Origin of the sequence: Microbispora hainanensis (assembly GCF_006874475.1) — a bacterium.
In the GTDB taxonomy this organism is placed as follows: domain Bacteria; phylum Actinomycetota; class Actinomycetes; order Streptosporangiales; family Streptosporangiaceae; genus Microbispora; species Microbispora hainanensis.
Genome location: NZ_VIRM01000027.1, coordinates 59,216 through 81,276 on the forward strand (window position 1 = coordinate 59,216; position 22,061 = coordinate 81,276).

Sequence of the window (22,061 nt, forward strand, 5' to 3'; positions counted from 1 at the left end):
TGTTTCGGTGATAAGCCGAATAATTTCAGTGTGTCATCAGGTTCGCGCTGCATGCCGAGTGCGAAAAGTTTCGGAAACCGGTTTAGACAGCCGGTGCCGGCGTGCTGAACGCGCTGGTAGCGGTGAGGGATGCGAGGCGCTCCGCGTCCTCGGTGCCGGGCTCGGCCGTGTAGACCATGATGCGCAGGTCGCTGCCCGTCACGGTGAGCACGTCGCAGTCCAGCGTCAGGGGACCGGCCTCCGGATGGTCGATGATCTTGTGCCCGGCCTCGTGCCGGCTGACGGCGCCGGAATCCCACAGCTCGGCGAACCGGCCGCTGTTCGCGCGCAGATCCGCGACCAGCCGCCGCAGCCGCTGGTCGGCCGGGTAGCGGTCGGCGGTCGCACGCAGGTCGGCGACCAGGGCCGCCTCGAACGCCCGCAGGGACTCCGGAGTGTGCCGGGTCCGGCCGCCGGGGCCGAGGAAGTGCCGCCAGACGGCGTTGCGCTGGTCGCCGCGCCACTCCGACGGGTCGCCCATCAACGCGGCGTACGGCGGGTTGGCCAGCAGCAGCGTCCAGCACGCGTCGAAGACCGCGACGGGCGTGCCGTCCAGCCGGTCGAGCAGCCGCCGTACGCTCGGGGTGATGTGCGCCGGCACCGTCTTCGGGCTCGGCGGCGCCAGCCCCGCCAGCCGGAACAGGTGCGCGCGTTCGGTGTCCGTCAGCCGCAGGGCCCGGGCCAGGGCCTCGACGATCTGGGCCGACGGATGGGAGGCCCGGCCCTGTTCGAGGCGGGTCACGTAGTCGACGGAGATCCCGGCCAGCAGGGCAAGCTCCTCGCGGCGAAGACCGGCCGTGCGCCGCTGTCCGCTCGCGGGCAGCCCCGCGTTCTCGGGCGCGACCCGGTCGCGCCAGCGGCGCAGCGCCTCGCCCAACGCTCTTGTCGTTCCCCCCGTCGCCATGCCCACCAGTCTGCATCACCGGTGCCGGTCGAGCTCCTCGAAGAGGGCGGCCGCCCGTACGGCGGTGCCCTGAGCCCTGCGCCCGGTGCTCAGCAGCGCGAGGACCAGGATGCCGGCGCCGAGCCCGAGCACCAGCCACCACACGCCGTGCACACCGGCGACGGCGACGCCCAGAGTGGTGCCGGTCTGCCGGCCGGCCGAGGCCAGCGAGGCCGCCACCCCGGCCATGGATCGGGGCATGCCGGAGACCGCCGTGTTGGTGATCGGCGGGTTGACGGTGCCCAGGAAGACGCCGAACAGCAGATAGGTCGCGAGCACGGCCGGCAGCGGGGTGGCCGGTCCGAGCCAGAGCGACACGCCGCCGCCCAGCGCCAGCGCGGTCCCGGCGACCACCAGCGGCAGCCGGGGGCCGCGCGTGCCGACCAGCCGGCCCGTGAGCGGAGACAGCAGCAGGACCACCCCTCCGACCGGGAGCAGGCACAGCCCGGTCGCCAGCGCGGACAGGCCGCGTACGTCCTGGAGATACTGCGTCGTCACGAACAGGAACACGCCGAACCCGCACAGGGCGAACAACGCCGTCAGCACCGCGGAGCCGAACGGCACGCTGCGGAACAGGCGCAGCTCCAGCAGCGGATCGGCCAGCGGATCGGCGCGGCGCGGCTCGTACGCGAGGATGCCCAGCGCGGCGACGACGGCGACGGCGATCAGCCAGCCGATGCACGGCGCCAGGCCGCACAGCTCGAGGTCAAGCGCGGCGGCGGGCGGTGTGGCCGCCTCGTCCAGTCGCCTCGTCCAGTCGCCTCGTCCGGGCCGGCCTCACCCGGTTGAAACGCATCCTCGAATAGGGGTTCATTGCGTGCATGCGCAGTCGCTTGAGGAAGCTCAAAGGCATGACTGGCGCCGCGGGCGGGTCTCTGGCGCGTAATCGCGAGTTCCGCCTGCTGTGGCTCAGCTTCACGATGTCCGTGGCGGGCGACCAGATCTTCCCCGTCACCGTCACCATCGCGGCCCTCAACGCGGGCGGCACCGCCTCGACCGTCGGCGCGATCTTCACCTGCCGGTGGATCGCGTTGATCGTGTTCGCGCTGCTCGGCGGGCTGTGGGCCGACCGGCTGCCCCGCCGTACGGTGATGGTCGCCTCGCTGGCCTTCCAATGCTGCGTCGCGGCCGTCGGGTTGAGCGGCGTCGCCTCGCCGTGGCTTCTCGCGCTGCTGGTCTTCCTCGTCGGAGGGGCGGAGGCGTTCCACCGGCCCGCATACCAGGCGTGCCTGTCCTCGGTCCTCACCCCCGCCCAGCGTCCGGCGGGCGCTGCGCTGACGGCCGTCTCCTGGCGGCTCGGCGCCATGATCGGGCCAGGTCTCGGCGCGTACGTCGTGACGGAGTGGTCCGCGAGGATCGGATTCCTCGCCGTGCTGACGGCCTATCTGCTCGGTCTCGTCCTTCTCCTGCCGTTACGCGAACCCGTCGTCACGCCGGGGCGGCGGGCGTCCGCCGTACGGGAGATCGCCGACGGCCTGTCCGAGGTCGTCCGGCGGCGGTGGGTCCTGGGGATCATCGTCGCCGTCGCGCTCCAGCAGATGTTCACGATCGCGCCGGCGCAGGTCCTGCTGCCGATCGTCTCCCGCGAGACCTTCGGCGGCGACACCGTGTATGGCTCCGCCCTCGCCCTGCTGTCGGTCGGCGGCCTGGCGGGCGGGCTCGTCAGCATGAGGTGGAAACCCGGCCGGCCGGGGCTCGCCGGCGTCGCCGGGCTCGCCCTCTACGGCCTCGTGCCGCTCGCGCTCGCCTGGCCGGTGTCGCCGGAATTCGTGTACGCGTGCTACGTCACGGTGGGCCTGGGGCTGGAGATCTTCGCCGTTCAATGGGTGGTGAACCTCCAGAGGGAGATCCCTCCGGAGCGGCTCGCCCGGGTCACCTCCGTGGACTGGCTGGCCGCCTCGGTCATGACGCCCCTCGGCCTGACGCTCACCGGCCCGGTCGTCGCGGCGATCGGCCGCCCGGCGCTTCTGGCCATCGGCGTGGTGGCCGGATTCGCCGTGCCGATCGCCACTCTTCTCCTCCGCGGCATGACCCGCTTCCAGAGCGACGCCCCCCGCGCTCGGCCTGAACTGAGATCGCCGAACTATGGTCGCAGCCCATGAGGATCCTCATCGTGGGCGGCAGCGGCTTTCTCGGCGACCCGCTCGTACGGCAGGCCGCGGCGGAGGGCCATGCCGTGGCCGCGACCTATCTGACCAGGCAGGGAACGGCGGCGGGGGCAGACTGGCTGCCGCTCGACGTCCGCGACCGCACCGCCGCACTCGACTTGATCGGCGCGTTCGGCGCCGACGTGGTCGTCAACACGGCCTCCGGCGGATCGGACTGGATGACGACGGCTGTCGGCGCCGCTCACGTGGCCGTCGCGACCGCCGCGCACGGGGCACGCCTGGTGCACGTGTCCAGCGACGCCGTCTTCTCGGGTGAGGCGATCACCTATGCCGAGGACCGCGTCCCCGATCCGGTCACACCGTACGGAGCGGCGAAGGCGGCCGGGGAGGCCGCTGTGCAGGCGATCATCCCGACCGCGGTGATCGCACGGACCTCCCTGATCATCGGGGACGGCGGCTCCGGGCACGAAGGACTGGTGCACGCGCTCGCCTCGGGCGGCGTGAAGGGGATGCTGTTCACCGACGACGTGCGCTGCCCCGTGCACGTCCGTGACCTGGCCGCGGCCCTCCTGGAGCTGGCGAGCTCCGATCGTGCGGGGGTCCATCACGTGGCCGGGGCGGACGCGGTGAGCCGATATGAACTCGGATGTCTCGTCGCGCGGCGCGACGGCATCGATCCGGCCCGGCTCCCGTACGGCAGGCGCGCCGACACCGACCTGCCCGGCCCGCTCGACGTGCGGCTCGACTGCCGCCTGACGCAGCGGCACCTGACCACCAGGCTGCGCGGTGCGCGGGAGTTCCTGACTCAGCCGAGGATCTCGACGTAGCCGTCGGTGCCGTGGACGCGGATCCGCTCCCCGTCCCGGATCAGCCGGGTGGCCTGTTCCACGCCCACGACGGCCGGCAGGCCGTACTCCCGCGCGATCACCGCGCCGTGCGTCATGAGGCCGCCCACTTCCGTCACCAGGCCGGCGGCGGCGACGAACAGAGGGGTCCAGCTGGGGTCGGTGTAGGCGGTGACCAGGATGTCGCCCGCGTCGAGGCCGGCCTGCGCCATGTCCATGACGACGCGGGCACGGCCCTCGACGGTGCCGGCCGAGACCGGGAGGCCCACCAGCGCGCCGGGCGGGGCGTCGTCACGCCGATAGCGGCCGGTAACGACCTCGCCGTCCGACGTGAGGACCCGGGGCGGGGTGAGCGCCTCGTACGACCGGAACGCCGCGCGCCTTTCCAAGATGAGCTCGGCGTCCACGTTGTTGGTGCGCACGACGTCGCGCAACTCCTGGAACCGGAGGAAGAAGATGTCGTCCTTCTCCCGCAGGACGCCGGAATGCACAAGGCGCTCGGCCTCCCGCAGCAACGCCTGCTTGTAGACGAAGTAGCGGCTGACCATGCCATATTTGGGATACTCCCGATATCCGGCGAAGGCGCGAACGCGGTCGATCATCCGCTTGGTCTCCTCGGCCTTGCGCTCGCCGTCGGGCAGGACGCGCAGGCGCGTCAGCAGGTCCCGCTCCTTGCGTAGCGACTCCTGGCGTCCCTGCTCGAAGCGCCGCTTGCCGGCGCCCGGCTCGAAGTTCTTGATGTTGCCGAGGATGGTGGGCACGAGCGTGGCGGGGTTCTCGCTCCAGCGCGTCCTGGTGATGTCGATCTCGCCCGCGCAGCGCATGCCGTACGCGTCGAGGTAGCCCCGGACGGCGTCACGCGCCTCCCGTCCGCCGGGCAGCCCCGACAGTTCGCCGAGGAAGCCGTCGCCCTCCCGGCCCTCGTCCACGACGCGCTGCAGGAACGCCACGACGTCCGGGTACGGCCGGATCGCGTCGGCGACGTCGAGGAGCGCCAGCCCCATCTCCGACGTGACGTTGTGGGGGACGGACTGCGCGAGCACGTCGGCGGCGTTCTTCTCGCCCAGCCACGCCTCGATGTGGTCGTTGAGCCACCAGGTCGCCTCCATCCCCGCCATGATCACCTGGGTGCTCACCGGGTCGAACAGGACGCGCTTCAGCTCCGCGATGTCGGCCAGGATGAAGTCGAGCAGCGCCGGCCCGGAAAGTCCCTGGATCTCGTGCCGGAGGGCGGCGACGGACGCCTCACTGTTCTGGATCAACCGCGTGACGACGCCCGGATCGATCTCGATCGGGGCAGGCGCGTCACCTGCAGGTGCGGAGCCGGCGGATGGGGGGCGGGCGGGTGGGGGGCCGGCGGGTGCGGGGCCGGGATCTTCGTCGGGGAGCGTGCGGATGACGTCGCCGCGGTCGAGGAGGGTCTGCAGCGCGTCCCGGATCAGCGGGTCGGACCTCCCCAGGGTCCCGACGAGCCGCTCGCGACCCGCGGCCGTCGCCAGGATGGGGGCGACGTCGACGAACAGCCGTCCGCCCGCCTCGTGCATGGGCCGCGGGGTCGTGAGCTGCCACAGGGAGAGCCCGAGAGGCTTCATCGCGTCGGTCATCATCTGCTGGTGACCCACGGAGACGTAGACGTGGTTCTCCTGGTCATCGGTCGCGGGAACGGGGAACAGGGTGGTGATCGCCCGGCTCTGCACGATGTGGAAGTCGTCGCCGGCCAGGCACCATTCGATGTCCTGGGGCCGGCCGAAGTGCGCTTCGATCCGCCGGCCCAGCCGCACCAGGCGTACGGCCTGCGCGTCCGTCAGAACCGGCTCGCCAGCGGTGACCGTTCTGGAGACGACCTGGTCGTCGCGCACCGTGTAGCCGTCCCCGGAAACCCGGCCGGAGACGAGCGCCTCGCCGAGCCCTCGGACGGCCTCCACGGTGGCGGTCTTCCGGTTCGAGGTCACCGGGTCGGCGGTGAACAGGATCCCCGCCGCGTCGGGGAACACCATCCGCTGCACGACCACGGCCATCCGCACCTTCCGGTCGTCGAAGCCGTTGCGGCGCCGGTAGGTCACCGCCCGTTCGGTGAACAGCGAGGCCCAGCACCGCCGTACGTGCCGGAGGATCTCCTCCAAACCCACGACGTTCAGATAGGAGTCCTGCTGGCCGGCGAAGGACGCGGTCGGCAGGTCCTCGGCCGTCGCGCTGGAACGCACCGCGTAGGAGTCCTGCTCCCCGAGCCGTACGAGCGATTCGCGGATCTCCGCCACGAGGTCGTCCGGCATCGCGACGTCTTCCACTGCGCTGCGGATGTCCGCGGTCAGGGCGCGGATCGCCGCGTGGTCGTCCGCCTCCACGCGCGACAGCAGGTCGAGCCGAGCGTCGATCGACGGCGTCTCGGACACCACCCGCTGGAAGGCGTCCGTCGTGACGCAGAAGCCGTCCGGCACGCGGACGCCGTCGATCCGCGAGAGCTCGCCCAGGTGCGTTCCCTTGCCGCCGACATCCGCGAGATTCGTCGCGTCGATCTGCTCGAAACCCATCACGTAGCGCAATTCGGTCGCTCCATCGTTCGCCGGGCCGGTTCGCAACGGGCAAGTATGGAGCACTTTCCGGCGCCTCATGAGGCGCCCGCATCCGCTATACAGTGAAAGTGGAGGGGTGAAACCGGGGGAGCCCGCGTGAAGCCCCCTGGAGCCCCCGTGAAGCCGCACTGAAGCCACCGTGAAGCCGCACGCGCGGAAGCTCTTCTCGAACGCCGGGAGACACCCGGCGGAGAGAGGAGACGCGCCATGGCGGACCTCAGTGCCGTCCGGGCCGACGGTCTGGTCAAGAACTTCGGCGACTTCCGGGCCGTGGACGGCATCGACCTGCACGTACGGCAGGGCGAGATCTTCGGGGTCCTCGGCCCCAACGGAGCCGGGAAGACCACGACGCTCCGGATGCTCGCCACCCTGCTCCCGATCGACGGCGGCCGCGCGGAGATCTTCGGCGTCGACGTCCGGCGGGAACCCCACCGCATCCGGCAACTGGTCGGCGTCACCGGCCAGTACGCCTCGGTGGACGAGGACCTGACCGCCCGGGAGAACCTCTGGCTGTTCGCCCGTCTGCAGGGCGTGACGAGCGCCCGGGCCAAGAGCATCGCCGGTGACCTGCTCGAACGCTTCGGCCTCCAGGAGGCGGCCAACCGTCCCCTGTCGCAGTTCAGCGGTGGCATGCGCCGCCGCCTCGACCTGGCGTCGAGCCTGATCACCCGCCCGCCCCTGATCTTCCTGGACGAGCCCACGACCGGCCTCGATCCGAGGACGCGGGGTCAGATGTGGGACACGATCCGCGAGCTGGTGACCGACGGTTCCACGATCCTCCTGACGACCCAGTATCTGGACGAGGCCGACCAGCTGGCCGACCGCATCGCCGTGATCGACCGGGGCCGCAAGGTCGCCGAGGACACCCCCGACGCGCTGAAGACCCAGGTCGGCGAGTCGACGCTGCAGCTCCGCCTGGCGGAGGGCGCCGACACCGCCCTGGGTGCGGACGTCGTCCGCCGGCTGCTGGGCGAGGAACCGGTCCTCAGCCCGGAGTCAGGACGCATGAACATCCCCCTTCCCGACCCCGACCGGGCCGCGGACGTCCTGATCGCCCTGAGGCAGGCAGGTCTCGGCATCTCCTCGGTGAGCGTCGCCAAGCCGACGCTTGACGAGGTCTTCCTGGCGCTGACCGGCCACGGCGCCGACGTCGAATCCCAGATGGAGGCGGCCCGATGACCACCACGACCACCGCGACGACCGTCACCACCGGCACTCCCGGCTCCCGGCGGGTCGACCCCGCCGCCGCGGTCGCCCGCACCACGCCCCGCAGCTCGCTGCAGGAGGCCTGGGTCCAGACCCTGTCGATGGCATGGCGCGCCCTGAAGAAGATGCGCCGCAAGCCCGAGCAGTTCTTCGACGTGCTCATCCAGCCCTTGTTGTTCACCGCGATGTTCGCGTTCATCTTCGGCGGCGCGATCTCCGGCAGCGTGTCGAACTACCTCCCGATCTTGATCCCCGGCATCCTCGCCCAGACGGCCCTGACGGTCTGCATGGCGACGGGCGTGCAGTTGCGCGAGGACATGGACAAGGGGGTGTTCGACCGCTTCAAGTCGCTGCCGATCGCGCGGATCGCCCCTCTGGCCGGCCCGATGATCGCCGACCTGATCCGTTATGGCATCGCGTCGGTGCTGACGGTCGTCACCGCCCTGATCATCGGTTATCGCCCCGGCGGCGGCGTGCTCGGTTGTATCGGCGGTGTCGCGCTCACCATCATCGCGGGCTGGTCGCTGGCGTGGATCTTCACGTGGCTGGGCACGATGGCGCGCTCGGCGCAGAGCGTCCAGGGCATCTCCATGATGATCATGTTCCCGCTCACCTTCCTGTCCAACGCCTTCGTCCCCGCCAAGACGCTGCCCGGCTGGCTGGAGGCGTTCGTGAAGGTCAACCCGGTGTCGCACGTCGTCTCCGCGGTGCGCGATCTGTTCAACGACGGCGCCGTGACGGCCGAGGTCGGCTGGGCGGTCGTCGGCTGCGCGGTCGTCGTGGTGGTCTTCGCGCCACTGGCGGTCCGCTCGTACTCCCGCAAGATGTAGCCGGTATCAGACGATCCGCTCCAGGACGGCATGAGCCTCGGCCAGCAGGCCGGGGCCACGCCGTTCGCCGTATTCGGCCTGGATCCCGGCCATGACGCCGGGGGCGACCCGCTCGGCGTGCGCGGACAGCTTGGGCCAGTGCATCGTCGGGACGAACCGGTGATAGGCGAAGCGGTCGGCGAGCACGAGCAGCCGCACGGCGTCCTCGGCCGGCAGCGCCCCCTTCAGCAGGCTCCAGATGCCCAGCGCGGCGAGCACCATCCCCATCACCGGGTAGTCCTTGTTGGCGGAGTCCTGGCCGAACACGGCCAGGGCCTTGTCGCGCAGTGACTCGAAGAGGTCCGCGCCGTCGTCGCCCTCGCCGTACTGCGCGAACGCACAGAGCGCGACGACCTCGCCCAGGACGGCCCACGGGGCGGACTCCTCGGCCATTCCCGGGACGCGCCGCTGCCGGAGCACCTCGGTGGTCTCGCGGTGCCGCCGCAGCCCCTCGGCGATGTCGCCGTCGGCGAGGGCCAGCTCCGCCCTTCCGGCGGCGACCACCAGGGCCTCGCCGTACGTGCCCTGGGTGGCGATCGACTCCATCTCGTCGAGCATCCGCGCGGCCTCGTCGCGGCGGCCCTCGGCGAGCGCCGTCATGGCGAGGGAGGCGCGGAGCTGGATGACGTCGTCCATCGCCCCGAGGCGTTCGAGCACCGGGAGCGCCTCGGTGGCATGCCGGAAGGCCGCCGCGGAGTCGCCGAGGTGCGCGTACAAGCCGGCCAGGTGGGTGTGCAGCAGCGCCCGATGCCAGGGACCGCCGTCGTCGCCGACGAGTTCGAGGGCGGCCAGGGCCGTGTCGACCGCACCGACCGGGTCGCCGGTGTTCTCCCGGCCGTGGCTCAGCCAGTGGAGCACGACCTGGCGGATCAGCGGGTCGGGATCGGCGACCAGCTTGTCCAGGCCGTTTTCGGGATCCGACACCATGGTGAGCAGGGCGGTCACCAGCGCCCGTATGGCGGGGTTCGCCGAGTCGGTCCCCAGATCGGACAGCAGCCGCGTCAGGGGCGCCGACTCCTCGATGGAGACCATGATGCTGTTGAACAGCGCGATGCTCACGGCCAGCCGGGTCCGGTCGAGGAGCGGGGGCGGCGGCGTCCAGCCGCTCAGGGCCGCGGTGACGGCGGGGGCGAGCACGATGCTGCGCGGGTGGTCGCCGCAGATCGTCCAGTAGGCGCCCAGTGCGGAGAACAGCACCACGACCGCTTCGGGGTCGGGGTCGGCCAGGGCCTCGCGCAGGACGTCGGCGAGGTTCGTCTCCTCGGCACGCAGCCGGTCCATCGCGTCGATCTGCCCCGGCGAGTACAGCCGCCTGCCGGCCCGATCGGCATAACCGACGGCCCAGGCGCGTACGGCGGCCCGCGCCTCGCCGGTCTCGCCGGCCGACTCCAGTTGCACCCGGCCGAACTCGCGCACCGTCTCGAGCATGCGATAGCGGACGCCGTCGGCCGTCTCCACGACGGTCAGCAGAGACTGCTCCACGAGCTCCTCGACGTCGCCGAGAGCGCCGTCGCCGAGCACCTCCTCGGCCGCGTCGAGGGCGAAACCGTCGGGGAAGGCCGACAGACGGCGCAGGGCGAGGCGCTCCCGCTCGCCGAGGAGGTTCCAGGACCAGTCGATCACCGCCTCCAGCGTCCGATGCCGCGAAGGGGCGCTCCGGTCGCCGCCGCGCAGCAGCGAGAACCTGTCCTCCAGCCGCCGGGCGATCTCGGCCGGTGACATCACCCGCACCTTCGCGGCGGCCAGCTCGATCGCGAGCGGCAGTCCGTCGAGGCGGGCCACGACCGTCCGTACGTCGTCCTCGTCGAGGTGCACACCGGGCCGCGCCGCGGTCGCCCGGTCGCGGAACAGCTCGACGGCGTCGCCCACGCCCAGCTGGGGGAGCGGATAGACGCGTTCGGCTGCGATCGCCAGCGGCGAGCGGGTCGTGGTGAGGACCCGCAGCTCCCGTGTGGTCGCGGTCAGATAGGCGACGAGGTCGGCCACCGCCTCCACCAGATGCTCGCAGTTGTCGAGCACCAGCAGCACCGGGGCCAGATCGAGCTGCTGGGCGATCCGGGCCCGGATGTCGGCGCGCTGCCGCGGCGTGAGCGCACGGCGGCCGGTGACCGAGTCGCGGACCCCGAGCGCCGACCCGACCTCGCCGACCAGGTCTTCGGGCGCGGTCACGCCGGCCAGCTCGACGAAGTGCACCACCGGCTGCGGGGCCTCACGTGCCACGGCATGGGCGAGCCGGGTCTTGCCGAGCCCGCCCGGGCCGAGGATCGAGACCACCCGTGAGGTGGCGAGCAGCGCCCGCACCCGCCGGAGGTCGTCGCCGCGGCCGAGCAGCGGGGTCGTGTCGAACCGCACGCCGACGCGTACGGGACTGTCGAGCGCCAGCAGCTCACGGTGCACCCGCCGCAGCTCCGGGCCGACGTCGGCGCCGATCCGGTCGCGCAGGTCCGACCGATAGCGCTCGAAGCGGTCGAGCGCGGCTCCCGTGCCGCGCACCGCCGCCTCGCTGTGCAGGAGGTCGGCGAGCAGTCCTTCGTCCTCGGGGTGGGCGCGCACGGCCTCCTCAAGCTCGGGCAGGGCGATGTCGTGGTCGCCGCTCCTGCTCCTGGCCCGGGCGAGCACGACCCGTGCGGACGCCAGGTCGCGTTCCGCGCGCCGGCGCACCTCGGCCAGCGGGCCGTCGCCCTCCGGAGGCGACGCCCCGGCGCCCAGCGCGAGCGCCTCCTCCGCGGCAGCGCCCGCCGCGGCCGGATTCTCGGCGAGCAGCGCCGCCGCCCGGGCCGTCAGAGCATGCAGCCGGCCGGTGTCGACCCGGCCGGGCGGGACGTCGAGCCGATAGCCGCTCCCTTCCGTGACCAGCGCCTCCGGCCCGACGACCGCCCTGGTCCTGGACACCAGGACCTGCAGCGCCTTCGCCGGATTGGCCGGTTCGCTGTCCCCCCACACGTCCGCGACGAGCCGCTCCGCGTGCACCGTCCGGGAGGCGAGCGCGAGGGCGGCGAGCAACGCCTGAGCCCTCTCGCCGACCACAGGCTGCCCCCGCCACCGCACACCGTGGAGCAGGCACAGGTCGATCGGCATGCCGCAAGTCTAGGCTCCGGCGAGCCGCGTCACGGGGCCGTGAGAAACGTGAAGTGGTCCTTGCCCACGACAACCGGATTGCGGAGTTCGCCGATCTCGTCGATCGTCACGGTGATCACGTCGCCCGCCTGCAACAGGAAGTCGAGATCGGGCACGACGCCGGTCCCGGTGGCGAGAACGGCCCCGTGGGGATGGTTCTCGGAGTGGAAGAGGTAGGCGGTCAGCTGGGCGAACGGGCGCCGGATCTGCTTCGTCGAGGTCGTGCCGTTCCAGACGACCTCGCCCTCGCGGGTGATCGTCAGCCGGATGGCGAGGTCGGAGGGATCGACCTCCCATGCGGGTCTGATGCCGGGGGAGAGGGCGCACGCTCCGGCGTACACCTTGGCCTGCGGTAGGTAGAGGGGGTTCTCACCCTCCACGGAGCGCGAGCTCATGTCGTTGCAGACGACGTAGCCGACGATCTCCTCGAAGCGGTTGACGACGAGGGCCAGCTCGGGCTCGGGAACGTTGAGCTCCGAGTCGGAGCGGATGCCCACGGGTTCGCCGTCCACGACGACCCGCCAGGCGGGCGACTTGAAGAACAGCTCGGGCCGCTCGGCGTCGTAGACCAGCTCGTAGACCGATTTGAGACTGCTCTCTTCCACCCGCGCGTCCCGGGAGCGCAGGTAGGTCACGCCCGCGGCCCACACCTCCATGGCGCCGTCCGCGGGGGCGAGCAGACGTACGTCACCGAGCGAGCGATCGGGGACGGCGTCGGCGCACATCCGTTCGATCTCCTCGATCCGGTGGCTCAGCAGCTCGGACACGCCGGCGACCGGGAGAGGGGACAGGACACCCTCGTTCAGTACGGCGACGCGTGGTTGGGAATCGCTGTCACTCCTGTATCGAACGATGTGCACGCGAATCCTCGCCTTCGAAAATCTGGACAAAGCGAACAAGATCGGTGACGGTGTGATTGTAATCGTTATCGATTACGTTTGCGAGAGTAAGACCACGAGAGTGATCGAGGTGAGCGGGTGACCACGGTGAGGCGGGAATCCGGAGCGGCGTACACCGATCCGGTCGTGCCGGTGGGCGAGCGCGTGGCGGATCTGCTGGGTCGGATGACCCGGGAGGAGAAGCTCGCGCAGTTGGGGAGCGTCTGGGCGTTCTCCCTGATCGAGGGAGGCCGATTCTCGGCGGAGCGGGCGCGCCCGGTCCTCCGCCACGGCCTGGGCCACGTGACCCGTGTCGCGGGAGCCACGAACCTCAAGGCGGCGCAGGTCGCGCGGGTCGCCAACGAGATCCAGCGATTCCTGGTGACGGAGACCCGGCTGGGGATCCCGGCGATCGTGCACGAGGAGGTGTGCTCCGGGGTGATGGCGCGGGAGGCGACCATCTTCCCTCAGGCCATCGGGGTCGCGAGCACCTGGGAACCGGAGCTCAACCGGCGGCTGGCGGACGCCGTACGTGCGCAGATGCGCGCGATGGGCAGCCATCAGGGGCTCTCGCCGGTGCTCGACGTGGTGCGTGACCCGCGGTGGGGCCGCACCGAGGAGACCTACGGGGAGGACCCCCACCTGGTGGCCCGCATGGGCGTGGCGTTCGTCCGGGGCCTTCAGGGCGCCTCGCTGACCGAGGGCGTCATCGCGACGGCCAAGCACTTCGTCGGTTACGGAGCGTCCGAGGGCGGGCTGAACTGGGCGCCGGCGCACCTGCCGCCCCGTCTGCTGCGGGAGGTGTATCTGCACCCGTTCGAGGCGGCCGTCCGCGAGGCGGGTCTCCAGTCGGTGATGGCCGGTTATCACGAGCTGGACGGCATTCCCTGCCATGGCAACGGCGAGCTGCTCGGCGACGTCCTGCGCGGCGAGTGGGGTTTCGAAGGGACCGTCGTGTCGGACTACTTCGCCGTAGACGATCTCCACTCGTATCACCACTTCGCAGGGGACAAGCGGCAGGCCGCGGTGCTGGCGCTCACCGCGGGCGTCGACGTCGAGCTTCCGGCGACGGACGCGTACGGGGCCGCGCTGACCCAGGCCCTCGACCAGGGCGAGGCCGGTGAAGCGGAGCTGGACCAGGCGGTCTCACGGGTTCTGCGGCACAAGTTCGAGCTCGGCCTGTTCGAGAACCCCTACGTCGACGAGGCGGCGGTGACGGTCGACGCCGCGCCGCACCGGGAGGTGGCGCTGGAGATCGCCCGCCGCAGCCTCGTCCTGCTCAAGAACGACGCCATGCTGCCGCTGCGGCCGGGCACGGGAACGGACGCGGGAACGGAGGCGGGAACGGTCGCGCTCATCGGCCCGAACGCGGACGACGCGCGGCACCTGCTCGGCGACTACTCCTTCGCCGCGCACGTCGAGTCGCTGATGCAGGCGCGGGAGCGGAAGGGCCTGCTCGGCCAGACGATGACGATCCCGGACGACCTCGAGATCGAGGAGAGCACCGACGGGGTGCCGACAGTGCGCGACGAGCTCGCGGCCCGCCTGGGCGACCGGCTGCGGTACGCGCGCGGGTGCGACGTGGTCGGCACGTCGAGGGACGGTTTCGCCGAGGCGGTCGCGGCCGCCGCGGCGGCCGACGTCGCGGTGCTCGTCCTGGGGGATCGCTCGGGATTGACGACCGAGGCCACGACGGGGGAGTCGCGTGACCGGTCCAGCCTGGAACTGCCCGGTGTCCAGGAGGACCTGGTGCGTGCCGTCGTCGCCACCGGCACCCCGGTGGTGGCGGTGCTCGTCGCGGGCCGGCCCGTCGGCGGCGACTTCCTGCACGAGAACTGCGCCGCGGTGCTGCTGGCCTGGCTGCCCGGGCAGACCGGGGCGAGGGCGATCGCCGAGGTTCTGCTCGGCGAGGTGAACCCGAGCGGGAAACTGCCCATCTCCTATCCGCGCAGCGTCGGCCAGATCCCCGTCTTCTATGGGCACAAGGTGTCCGGAGGGCGGTCGCACTGGCACGGTGACTACGTCGACTCGCCCGTCAGCCCGCGATACCGCTTCGGCCACGGGCTCGGGTACGCCCCGTTCGTGGTCGAACGGGCCACGCTCGACCGCACGGAGGTCACGGCGGGGGACGGCGTCACGGTGGAGGTCACCGTGGCCAACACCGGCGACCGGGCCGGCGAGGAGGTCGTCCAGCTCTACATACGCGACCCGCAGGCGTCGGTCACCCGGCCCGTGCTGGAGCTGAAGGGCTTCGCCCGCGTGTCCGCCGGCGCCGGGGAGCGAACGACCGTCCGTTTCGACCTGCCCACAGACCGGCTCGGCTTCTACGACCGGAACATGAACTACACGGTAGAAGACGGACATATCGAGGTGTATGTCGGCTTCTCCTCCGACGGCCACACCCACGCCGGCACGTTCACGATCACGGGGGGCGGCCCGGCCTATTTGGGGCGCGCTCTAAAGGGCGTACGGTCGTTGTAACAAGACGCCGACAGGCCTTGTGTTTGCTATCGGTGTCGCTTACGTTAAAGGCCGGAAACGTAACCGATAACGATTGCAATGCGGAGAGGGCGGCATGGCCGAGGGCGGTGCGCCGGTGACGATGAGCGATGTCGCACGACTGGCGGGCGTCTCCACCGCGACCGTGTCGCGCGTGGTCAACGGACGTTACGGCGTCAGTGCCAGCACCATCGCGCAGGTTCGTTCGGCCATCGAGCGGCTGGGCTACGAGTCGAGCCTCGTGGCGGCGAGCCTGCGGCGCACCCGCACCAACGTCCTCGGTCTGGTGACGCACCGCTTCCAGTCCTACACGGCCGAGGTGCTCAAGGGCGTGATGGACGCGTTGACCCAGTCGGGCTTCGACCTGATCATCTACGCGAACAGCGACGTCTACGGCACCTACTCGGAGGGCTGGGAGCAGCGGCATCTGACCCGTCTGTCGGGCACCCTCACGGACGGGTGCATCGTGGTCACGCCCTGGGGCGAGGTGCGGGCCAGCACTCCGATCGTGGTCATCGATCCGGTCAGGGACTCGGCGGTGCCGTCGGTGACCGCGGACAACCTCACGGGCGCGACCACGGCGGTCGAGCACCTGCTCGGCCTGGGCCATCGGCGTATCGGCTTCATCGCGGGCCGTTCCAGCCTGGCGGCGGCGTGGTCGCGTGAGGAGGGATACCGCAAGGCGCTGGCCGAGGCCGGCATTCCGGTGGATCCGGCGTTGATCGGACGAGGGGATTTCAACCCCGAGTCCGCGGCCCCGCTGGCTCGCGCCCTGCTCGAAAGGCCGGACCGGCCGACGGCGATCTTCGCGGCCAGCGACGGGATGGCGCTGAAGGTGCTGGAGGTCGCGAAGGAGATGGGGCTCGACGTCCCCGGCGACCTGTCGGTGGTCGGGTTCGACAACATCCCGGAGTCGGCGTTGGCGGAGCCGAGGCTGACCACCGTGGACCAGTCGATGTACCGGCTCGGGCACGAGGCCGCGCACATGCTCAAATCACTGGTGACCGGTGAGTGGGAAGGCCCCCGCCAGATCCTGCTGCCGACGCGCCTGCTGGTCCGTGGCTCCACCGCCCCGGTGAGGGCCGTGACGAGACCATGACACAGACCCTCATCTGCGACGTCAGTTGCCGCTGACGTCGCAGATGAAAGGCACCCCCCTACGAACGGAGGTACATAAACCAACCAGCGCACATCCGCAGACGATTACGGCTGGCCGATCGGACCCCATCCGCAGCCAGCCATCCTAGGAGTGCTCAGTATGAATTTACCGTATCACGGCAGCTTACGCCCCACGGGCGTACGACGGCTCTCCGCGGCCATCGCCGCCGGAGTCATGGCGATGGCGGCGGTGTCGCTCGCACCGCCGCTGCCGGCGGCGGCGGACACCCCCTGGCTGGACCTGTCCGAGGACGGCTATGCGTCGTTCAGCGTCCCGGCGGCCTACGTGCAGGCCAACGCGGGCCAGGTGTCGCAGGTGGTCATCGAGGGGAACTTCGGTCCCTCCTTCACCTGGGCGGAGTTCGGGCTCACCCGCCGCGGCGACGTCTGGTCCGGAGTCCTCGGCCCGCTCAAGCCGGGGCTGTACTCCTACCAGGTCACGGGTGACGACACGAAGGGTCTCAAGGATCCGACGAACGCCAACAGCGTGACCTCCGCGCCCCTGAGGAGCACCTTCCTCGTCGCGGGCGACTCCGCGCGCCTCCTGGCGGACGCGCCTCAGGGACAGGGCGGCAAGGTCGAGACCCTGACCTACGAGGTGAAGAAGAAGGAGCGGACGGCGCTGGTCTGGACGCCGCCGGGCTACCAGGTCAAGGGGCCCGGCCCGAAGGAGCAGGGTCCCGGGGGTCCCGGACCCAGGGATCCCAAGGGCTACCCGGTGCTGTATCTGCAGTCCGGCGACAGGAGCGCCACCGACTGGCTCGACCTCGGCCGGGCCAGGCAGATCCTCGACAACCTCTCGATCCAGGGCTCCGCGGAGCCGATGGTGGTCGTGATCAGCGACGGTGAGGGGACGGCCGGCGACAAGGATCTGAAGGACCTGCGCAAGGCGGTCGGGGACAGATACAACGTCCTGCGCGACCCGGCGCACCAGGCGATCGCGGGTGTGGGCGAGGGCGGGACGCAGGCGCTGCGTGCCGCACTGACCGGGCCGGCTCAGTTCGCCTATGCCGGCTCGTTCTCCGGCCTTCTGGAGGACGGCGTCGCCGGGGCGGACGCGAAGGCGGTCAACCGCGAGGTCAAACTGGCGCGTCTGTACACCGGGAACGTGACCGACCCGGCCTACAACGCGACCGTACGCCTGACCAAGGCGCTGGACCGCGCCGGCATCAGGTATGAGTTCGACGGCGTCAATCCCGACGCCGGGGCGAACTGGAACGCCTGGCAGGAGAATCTGATCGATTTCGTGCCGCGGCTGTTCCACAACGTGTCGGATCACGGTCCGAGCGCCGGTCACGGGCCGCTGAAGGGCGAGTTCCACCCGCCGGCGGCGGGCACGACCCCGACGCCGTTCCTGAGCGAGGACGGTTTCGTCACCTTCGAGACCACGACCGACTTCACGGACGCGCAGCACGTCACCGTGTGGGCCAACGTGGCTCCCGGCGGGAGCTGGCTGCGTCTCCCGATGTCCCGTGAAGGCGACCGGTGGCGGACGACCGTGGGCCCGCTGGACCCGTGGTTCTACTACTACCGGCTGATCGTGGATCGGGTCGCGGTCAAGGACGCGTCGAACCCGACGAAGGTGACCTCCGAACCGGCGTGGAGCACCTTCCTCGTTCCCGGTGAGAGGTCGCGTCTGCTCTCCGACGTTCCCGCCGGTCAGGGCGGAAAGGTCGAGAGCCTGACCTACCACAGCAACGTGGCGAACCAGGACAGGACCGCGCTGGTGTGGACGCCGCCCGGTTACGACCCTGACCGCGCGGAGCCGTACCCGGTCTTCTACCTCCAGCACGGCAGTGGCCAGAGCTACACCGACTGGGTGGAGATGGGCCGGGCCAAGCAGATCCTCGACCACCAGTTCCTCGACGGCGACCTGGTGCCGATGGTGGTCGTGATGGGCAACGGCAACGTGTCCAACTTCAACAAGGAGCTGCTGGAGAACATCGTTCCCGCGGCTCGCGCCCACTACAACATCTCCGACGACCCGTCGCAGCAGGCACTCGCCGGCCTCTCGATGGGCGGTGGACAGACGATCGGAGTGCTCAAGGCCTATCCGGGCCGGTTCGCCTACATCGGGGCGTTCTCGGCCGGGTTCGGCGGCGGCGCCGGCGTCGACGTGGCGGCGATCAACAGCGGGACCAAGCTGTTCCGTGTGTACGTCGGCGACGTGACGGACTTCGTGTACCCGTCGTTCATGGCGGGGCTGACCACGATGAACGACCTCGGTGTCCACTACGAGTTCGACGGAATCACCCCCGGACCCCACGGGTGGGACGTATGGCAGAAGAACCTGATCGACCTGGCACCACGCTTGTTCAAGCGCTGATCAGCAAATAGCGTCAAAGGCACCGGGTCACCGGTGATGGACGTTGTCACGGACGTGGGCATGTTAACGCTCACATGAGAAGTCGGCCCGAAGGGCGGGGCGCGGATCGTGGGGTCCGCGCCTCGTCCTCCGGCCGATCGCCCGGCCGCAGCGGCGGCGCATGACCCTTGTGCGCAGTGATCCCGGAGGGGACGTTATGTCAACGAAGACGAAAAAACTGTTTGCCACCGCAGCCACGCTCGCCGCCGCGTGCGTGCTTGCCGCCTGCTCCCCCGACGCGGGGAGCCAGAGCAGCGCGAGCGCGACCAACACCGGAAGCGACACGGCCGGAAACAACGCGGCCGGAAACAACGCGAGCAACTGCACGAACACGATCACCAAGAAGGACCTGCCGGTCGTGACCTTCTGGGGCTGGTACCCCAACATGCAACTCGTCGTCGACAACTTCAACAAGCAGAACAACGAGGTGCAGGTCTGCTGGACCAACGTCGGCCAGGGCGGTGACGAGTACGACAAGTTCCAGACCGCGATCTCGGCGGGCACCGGCGCGCCCGACGTCATCATGATCGAGGCCGACCGGATCCCGACCTTCCAGATCCAGAAGGCGCTCGTCGACATCAAGAACTACGGCTTCGACGCGGTGAAGGCGAACTACAGCGAAGGCGCGTGGAAGGACGTCTCGATCGGCGGCGCGGTCTACGGCGTGCCGGTCGACGGCGGCCCGATGGCGATGATCTACCGGAAGGACGTCTTCGACAAGTACAAGATCACGCCGCCGAAGACGTGGGCCGAATACGAGCAGGCGGCACAGAAGGTGAAGGACGCCGGGGGCCCGCTGTTCGGCGACCTCGGCGCGAACGTGCCGGCCGTCATGATGGCGCTGCAGATCCAGAAGGGCGCGACTCCGTACTCCTACGACCCGACCCAGCCCGAGACGATCGGCATCGCGCTGAACGACCAGGCGTCCAAGGACGTGCTCGACTACTGGGGCAACCTCGCCAAGAAGGGCCTGGTCGGGACGCAGGACCAGTTCACGCCGGAGTACATCGCCGGTGTGGTCAACGGTAAGTACGCGACGTACATCTCGGCGGCCTGGGCGCCCGGCTACCTCACCGGCGCGGGCGTCGGCAAGGGCAAGGACACCGGCAAGTGGGCGGTGGCGCCGCTCCCGCAGTGGGATCCCGCCAACCCGGTGCAGGTGAACTGGGGCGGGTCGGCCTTCTCCGTGACGAGCCAGGCGAAGAACCCCGAGCTCGCGGCGAAGGTGGCGTACGGCCTCTACGCGGACGACGAGTCGCTCACCGACGGCTGGACCAACCAGATCATCTTCCCGCTGAACCTGAAGGCGCTCAACAGCCCCGACTTCGTGAACCTGAAGGTGAAGTTCTTCGACGGCCAGCAGGCGAACAAGGAGGTCTACGTCCCCGCGGCGAACGCCTACACGGGCATGACCTACGCGCCGTTCGGCCAGTACTACTTCGACGCCATGACGAAGCAGATCAGCGCGGTCATCGACGGCTCCGTCACCGGTGCGCAGGCGGCCGACCGGATCCAGGAAGACGTGGTGAACTACGCCAAGGAGCAGGGTTTCACCGTCAAGTAGCCAACCCGGGTGGGCCACGCCGTCCTCGACCGGCCGGCCCACCCGCCACTCCCCAGCATCGACCCCCTCGGAGCCCAAGATGACCCTCCTGATCGAGGAGAGTGCATCGAGCACTCAAGAAAAAACGCGCAAGGTCCGCGGAAATGTGCGCCTCCGCGAGCACCTCATGGGGTGGCTCTTCGTCGGGCCATTCGGGATCGTCTTCCTGGCGTTGCTCATCGCGCCGCTCGGGTACGCCCTGTATCTCAGCCTCTGGCAGAAGAAGCTGATCGGGGGCACCAGTTTCGTCTTCCTCGGCAACTACGTGAAGGCGTTCACCGACCCGACCTTCCTCTCCGGGGTGTGGTTCGTCGTCCGCTTCTCCCTGGTGGCCATCCCGCTGCAGATCCTCGTCGCGCTCGCGATGGCCCTCATCGTGGACGCCGTGATCTCGCTGTTCACCCGGTTCTCCCGCCTCATGATCTTCCTCCCGTACGCCATTCCCACGGTCATCGGGGCGGTCATGTGGGGGTTCCTGTACAGCAAGAGCTTCGGGCCGCTCACCGACATCTTCGGCCTGTTCGGCGCCCCCGCCCCGGACTTCTTCAGCAAGAACCTGATCTTCTACGGTCTGATCAACGTCGTCACCTGGCAGTGGGCCGGTTACTACATGATCATTCTGTACGCGGCGCTCCAGGGCATCGACCCGTCGCTCTACGAGGCCGCCCGCATGGACGGCGCCAGTTCCTGGCAGATCGCGCTCCGGATCAAGATCCCGCTGATCGCCCCCGCGCTACTCCTGATCCTGGTCTTCTCGCTCATCGGCACCCTGCAGTTCTTCAACGAACCACAGATCCTGCGCTATCTGGCGGCCGGAACGATCGCACCGGGATTCACCCCCAACATGTACGCGTACCAGCAGGCGTTCGGGCTCGCGAACTTCAACTACGGATCGGCGATCTCGTTCGCGCTCGGCGGGGTCGTGTTCGTCTGCGTCTACGCGTTCCTGTTCTTCACCCGCAAGCGTAGGAGCTTCTTCTGATGACCGGCAGCGCCGGCGCACGCCGCCGTCCCCAGCGCCACCTTCCCCTGCAGATCTTCCTCGGCTTCCTGGTCGTGTATTTCCTGGTGCCGTTCTGGTGGGTCATCGTCAACAGTTCCAAGGACGCCCCCGGCCTGTTCGGCGGGAGCAACACCCTGTGGTTCGCCGACCAGGTCGACTACTTCGGCAACCTCCAGCGACTGTTCACCTACGACGGCGGCATCTACGGCAGGTGGATCCTCAACTCCACGCTGTACGCGTTCGCGGGCGGGATCGGCGCCACGATCCTGTCCGTCATGGCCGGATACGGATTCGCCAAATATCGGTTCGCCGGCCGGCGTTTCAGCTTCTCGGTCCTGCTCGGCGCGTTGATGGTGCCCGCGACCGCCCTGGTGATCCCCACCTTCATGATGTTCTCCGGGCTCGGCCTCACGAACACGATCTGGGCGGTGATCCTCCCGTCGCTGCTCAACCCGTTCGGCGTCTATCTGATGCACGTGTACGCGCGCGACGCCGTTCCCGACGAGATCCTCGACGCGGCGAAGGTCGACGGCGCGGGTGAGCTGCGGACGTTCCTCCAGGTCGCCTTCCCGCTGATGCGGCCGGCGGTGGTCACGGTGCTGCTCCTGTCCGCCGTGGCGTCCTGGAACAACTACTTCCTGCCGCTCGCCATGCTCTCCGACAACCGCCTTTTCCCCGTCACCGTCGGGCTCGGCCTCTGGCAGGGAATCGCCTCGGCGAACAATTCGGGCAGTACGTCCCTCTGGAGCCTCATCATCCTGGGCGCGCTCGTGTCGGTGATCCCGCTCGTCATCGCCTTCTTCACCCTCCAGCGGCACTGGCGCGGCGGACTGTCCGTCGGAGGCCTGAGATAGC

The 22,061-nt window shown here is 69.9% G+C and carries 15 protein-coding genes; 10 read left to right on the forward strand and 5 right to left on the reverse strand.

From position 1 onward, the window contains the following. Window positions 1-82 precede the first annotated feature (82 nt). Together FLX08_RS21885 and FLX08_RS21890 are read right to left on the reverse strand one after the other, a co-directional pair. Window positions 83-943 (reverse strand): helix-turn-helix transcriptional regulator, encoded by an 861-nt coding sequence (locus tag FLX08_RS21885; protein ID WP_142620767.1) that lies wholly within the window; start codon window positions 941-943, stop codon window positions 83-85. A 15-nt stretch (window positions 944-958) separates the two neighbouring features. Continuing rightward, window positions 959-1,726 carry an MFS transporter gene (locus tag FLX08_RS21890; RefSeq protein WP_341874342.1) on the reverse strand — a complete coding sequence of 256 codons (768 nt, stop codon included), beginning with the start codon at window positions 1,724-1,726 and terminating at the stop codon, window positions 959-961. 107 nt (window positions 1,727-1,833) lie between these two features. Between FLX08_RS21890 and FLX08_RS21895 the strand changes: the two genes are divergently transcribed. Beyond that, window positions 1,834-3,084, forward strand: a complete 1,251-nt coding sequence (locus FLX08_RS21895; RefSeq protein WP_167530517.1) for an MFS transporter — start codon at window positions 1,834-1,836, stop codon at window positions 3,082-3,084. Continuing rightward, window positions 3,081-3,917 (forward strand): sugar nucleotide-binding protein, encoded by an 837-nt coding sequence (locus FLX08_RS21900; protein WP_142620771.1) that lies wholly within the window; start codon window positions 3,081-3,083, stop codon window positions 3,915-3,917. Before FLX08_RS21895 ends, FLX08_RS21900 begins: the two co-directional genes overlap by 4 nt. Here FLX08_RS21900 and rph read toward each other — a convergent pair. Beyond that, window positions 3,896-6,469: a rifamycin-inactivating phosphotransferase gene (rph, locus tag FLX08_RS21905; RefSeq protein WP_244312808.1), complete on the reverse strand. Its 2,574-nt coding sequence runs from the start codon at window positions 6,467-6,469 to the stop codon at window positions 3,896-3,898. The genes FLX08_RS21900 and rph overlap by 22 nt on opposite strands. Before the next feature lie 246 nt (window positions 6,470-6,715). Between rph and FLX08_RS21910 the strand changes: the two genes are divergently transcribed. Next, window positions 6,716-7,687 carry an ATP-binding cassette domain-containing protein gene (locus FLX08_RS21910; RefSeq protein ID WP_142620773.1) on the forward strand — a complete coding sequence of 324 codons (972 nt, stop codon included), beginning with the start codon at window positions 6,716-6,718 and terminating at the stop codon, window positions 7,685-7,687. Then, window positions 7,684-8,544 carry an ABC transporter permease gene (locus FLX08_RS21915; RefSeq protein WP_142620775.1) on the forward strand — a complete coding sequence of 287 codons (861 nt, stop codon included), beginning with the start codon at window positions 7,684-7,686 and terminating at the stop codon, window positions 8,542-8,544. The genes FLX08_RS21910 and FLX08_RS21915 overlap by 4 nt, the downstream gene beginning before the upstream one ends. Window positions 8,545-8,550: 6 nt before the next feature. On the opposite strand, the gene FLX08_RS21920 is transcribed toward FLX08_RS21915, so the two are convergent. Together FLX08_RS21920 and FLX08_RS21925 are read right to left on the reverse strand one after the other, a co-directional pair. Next, window positions 8,551-11,661 (reverse strand): AfsR/SARP family transcriptional regulator, encoded by a 3,111-nt coding sequence (locus FLX08_RS21920; protein WP_142620777.1) that lies wholly within the window; start codon window positions 11,659-11,661, stop codon window positions 8,551-8,553. Between the two features lie 29 nt (window positions 11,662-11,690). Continuing rightward, window positions 11,691-12,467: a fumarylacetoacetate hydrolase family protein gene (locus FLX08_RS21925; protein ID WP_244312805.1), complete on the reverse strand. Its 777-nt coding sequence runs from the start codon at window positions 12,465-12,467 to the stop codon at window positions 11,691-11,693. Window positions 12,468-12,677: 210 nt separating this feature from the next. On the opposite strand from FLX08_RS21925, the gene FLX08_RS21930 reads away from it, so the two are divergent. From FLX08_RS21930 to FLX08_RS21955, 6 genes are all read left to right on the forward strand, one after another. Then, window positions 12,678-15,059, forward strand: a complete 2,382-nt coding sequence (locus FLX08_RS21930; RefSeq protein WP_208761578.1) for a glycoside hydrolase family 3 N-terminal domain-containing protein — start codon at window positions 12,678-12,680, stop codon at window positions 15,057-15,059. Window positions 15,060-15,153: 94 nt separating this feature from the next. Beyond that, window positions 15,154-16,176 (forward strand): LacI family DNA-binding transcriptional regulator, encoded by a 1,023-nt coding sequence (locus tag FLX08_RS21935; protein WP_142620781.1) that lies wholly within the window; start codon window positions 15,154-15,156, stop codon window positions 16,174-16,176. Window positions 16,177-16,410: 234 nt separating this feature from the next. Next, window positions 16,411-18,561, forward strand: coding sequence for an alpha/beta hydrolase (locus FLX08_RS21940; RefSeq protein WP_208761579.1), 2,151 nt, complete (start codon window positions 16,411-16,413; stop codon window positions 18,559-18,561). A 196-nt stretch (window positions 18,562-18,757) separates the two neighbouring features. Continuing rightward, the gene (locus tag FLX08_RS21945; RefSeq protein WP_142620785.1) at window positions 18,758-20,164 is read left to right on the forward strand and encodes an extracellular solute-binding protein; all 1,407 of its coding nucleotides are present in this window, start codon (window positions 18,758-18,760) and stop codon (window positions 20,162-20,164) included. A gap of 145 nt (window positions 20,165-20,309) precedes the next feature. Then, window positions 20,310-21,185 (forward strand): carbohydrate ABC transporter permease, encoded by an 876-nt coding sequence (locus FLX08_RS21950; RefSeq protein ID WP_208761580.1) that lies wholly within the window; start codon window positions 20,310-20,312, stop codon window positions 21,183-21,185. Beyond that, window positions 21,185-22,060, forward strand: a complete 876-nt coding sequence (locus tag FLX08_RS21955) for a carbohydrate ABC transporter permease (protein WP_142620789.1) — start codon at window positions 21,185-21,187, stop codon at window positions 22,058-22,060. Before FLX08_RS21950 ends, FLX08_RS21955 begins: the two co-directional genes overlap by 1 nt. Window position 22,061: the final 1 nt, after the last annotated feature.

Bases quoted from the DNA above. Each gene is read 5' to 3' on its own strand.
- FLX08_RS21885 (WP_142620767.1), bottom strand. From the start codon at position 943: ATGGCGACGGGGGGAACGACAAGAGCGTTGGGCGAGGCGCTGCGCCGC.
- FLX08_RS21895 (WP_167530517.1), top strand. From the start codon at position 1,834: ATGACTGGCGCCGCGGGCGGGTCTCTGGCGCGTAATCGCGAGTTCCGC.
- FLX08_RS21900 (WP_142620771.1), top strand. From the start codon at position 3,081: ATGAGGATCCTCATCGTGGGCGGCAGCGGCTTTCTCGGCGACCCGCTC.
- FLX08_RS21910 (WP_142620773.1), top strand. From the start codon at position 6,716: ATGGCGGACCTCAGTGCCGTCCGGGCCGACGGTCTGGTCAAGAACTTC.
- FLX08_RS21915 (WP_142620775.1), top strand. From the start codon at position 7,684: ATGACCACCACGACCACCGCGACGACCGTCACCACCGGCACTCCCGGC.
- FLX08_RS21920 (WP_142620777.1), bottom strand. From the start codon at position 11,661: ATGCCGATCGACCTGTGCCTGCTCCACGGTGTGCGGTGGCGGGGGCAG.
- FLX08_RS21935 (WP_142620781.1), top strand. From the start codon at position 15,154: ATGGCCGAGGGCGGTGCGCCGGTGACGATGAGCGATGTCGCACGACTG.
- FLX08_RS21940 (WP_208761579.1), top strand. From the start codon at position 16,411: ATGGCGATGGCGGCGGTGTCGCTCGCACCGCCGCTGCCGGCGGCGGCG.
- FLX08_RS21945 (WP_142620785.1), top strand. From the start codon at position 18,758: ATGTCAACGAAGACGAAAAAACTGTTTGCCACCGCAGCCACGCTCGCC.
- FLX08_RS21955 (WP_142620789.1), top strand. From the start codon at position 21,185: ATGACCGGCAGCGCCGGCGCACGCCGCCGTCCCCAGCGCCACCTTCCC.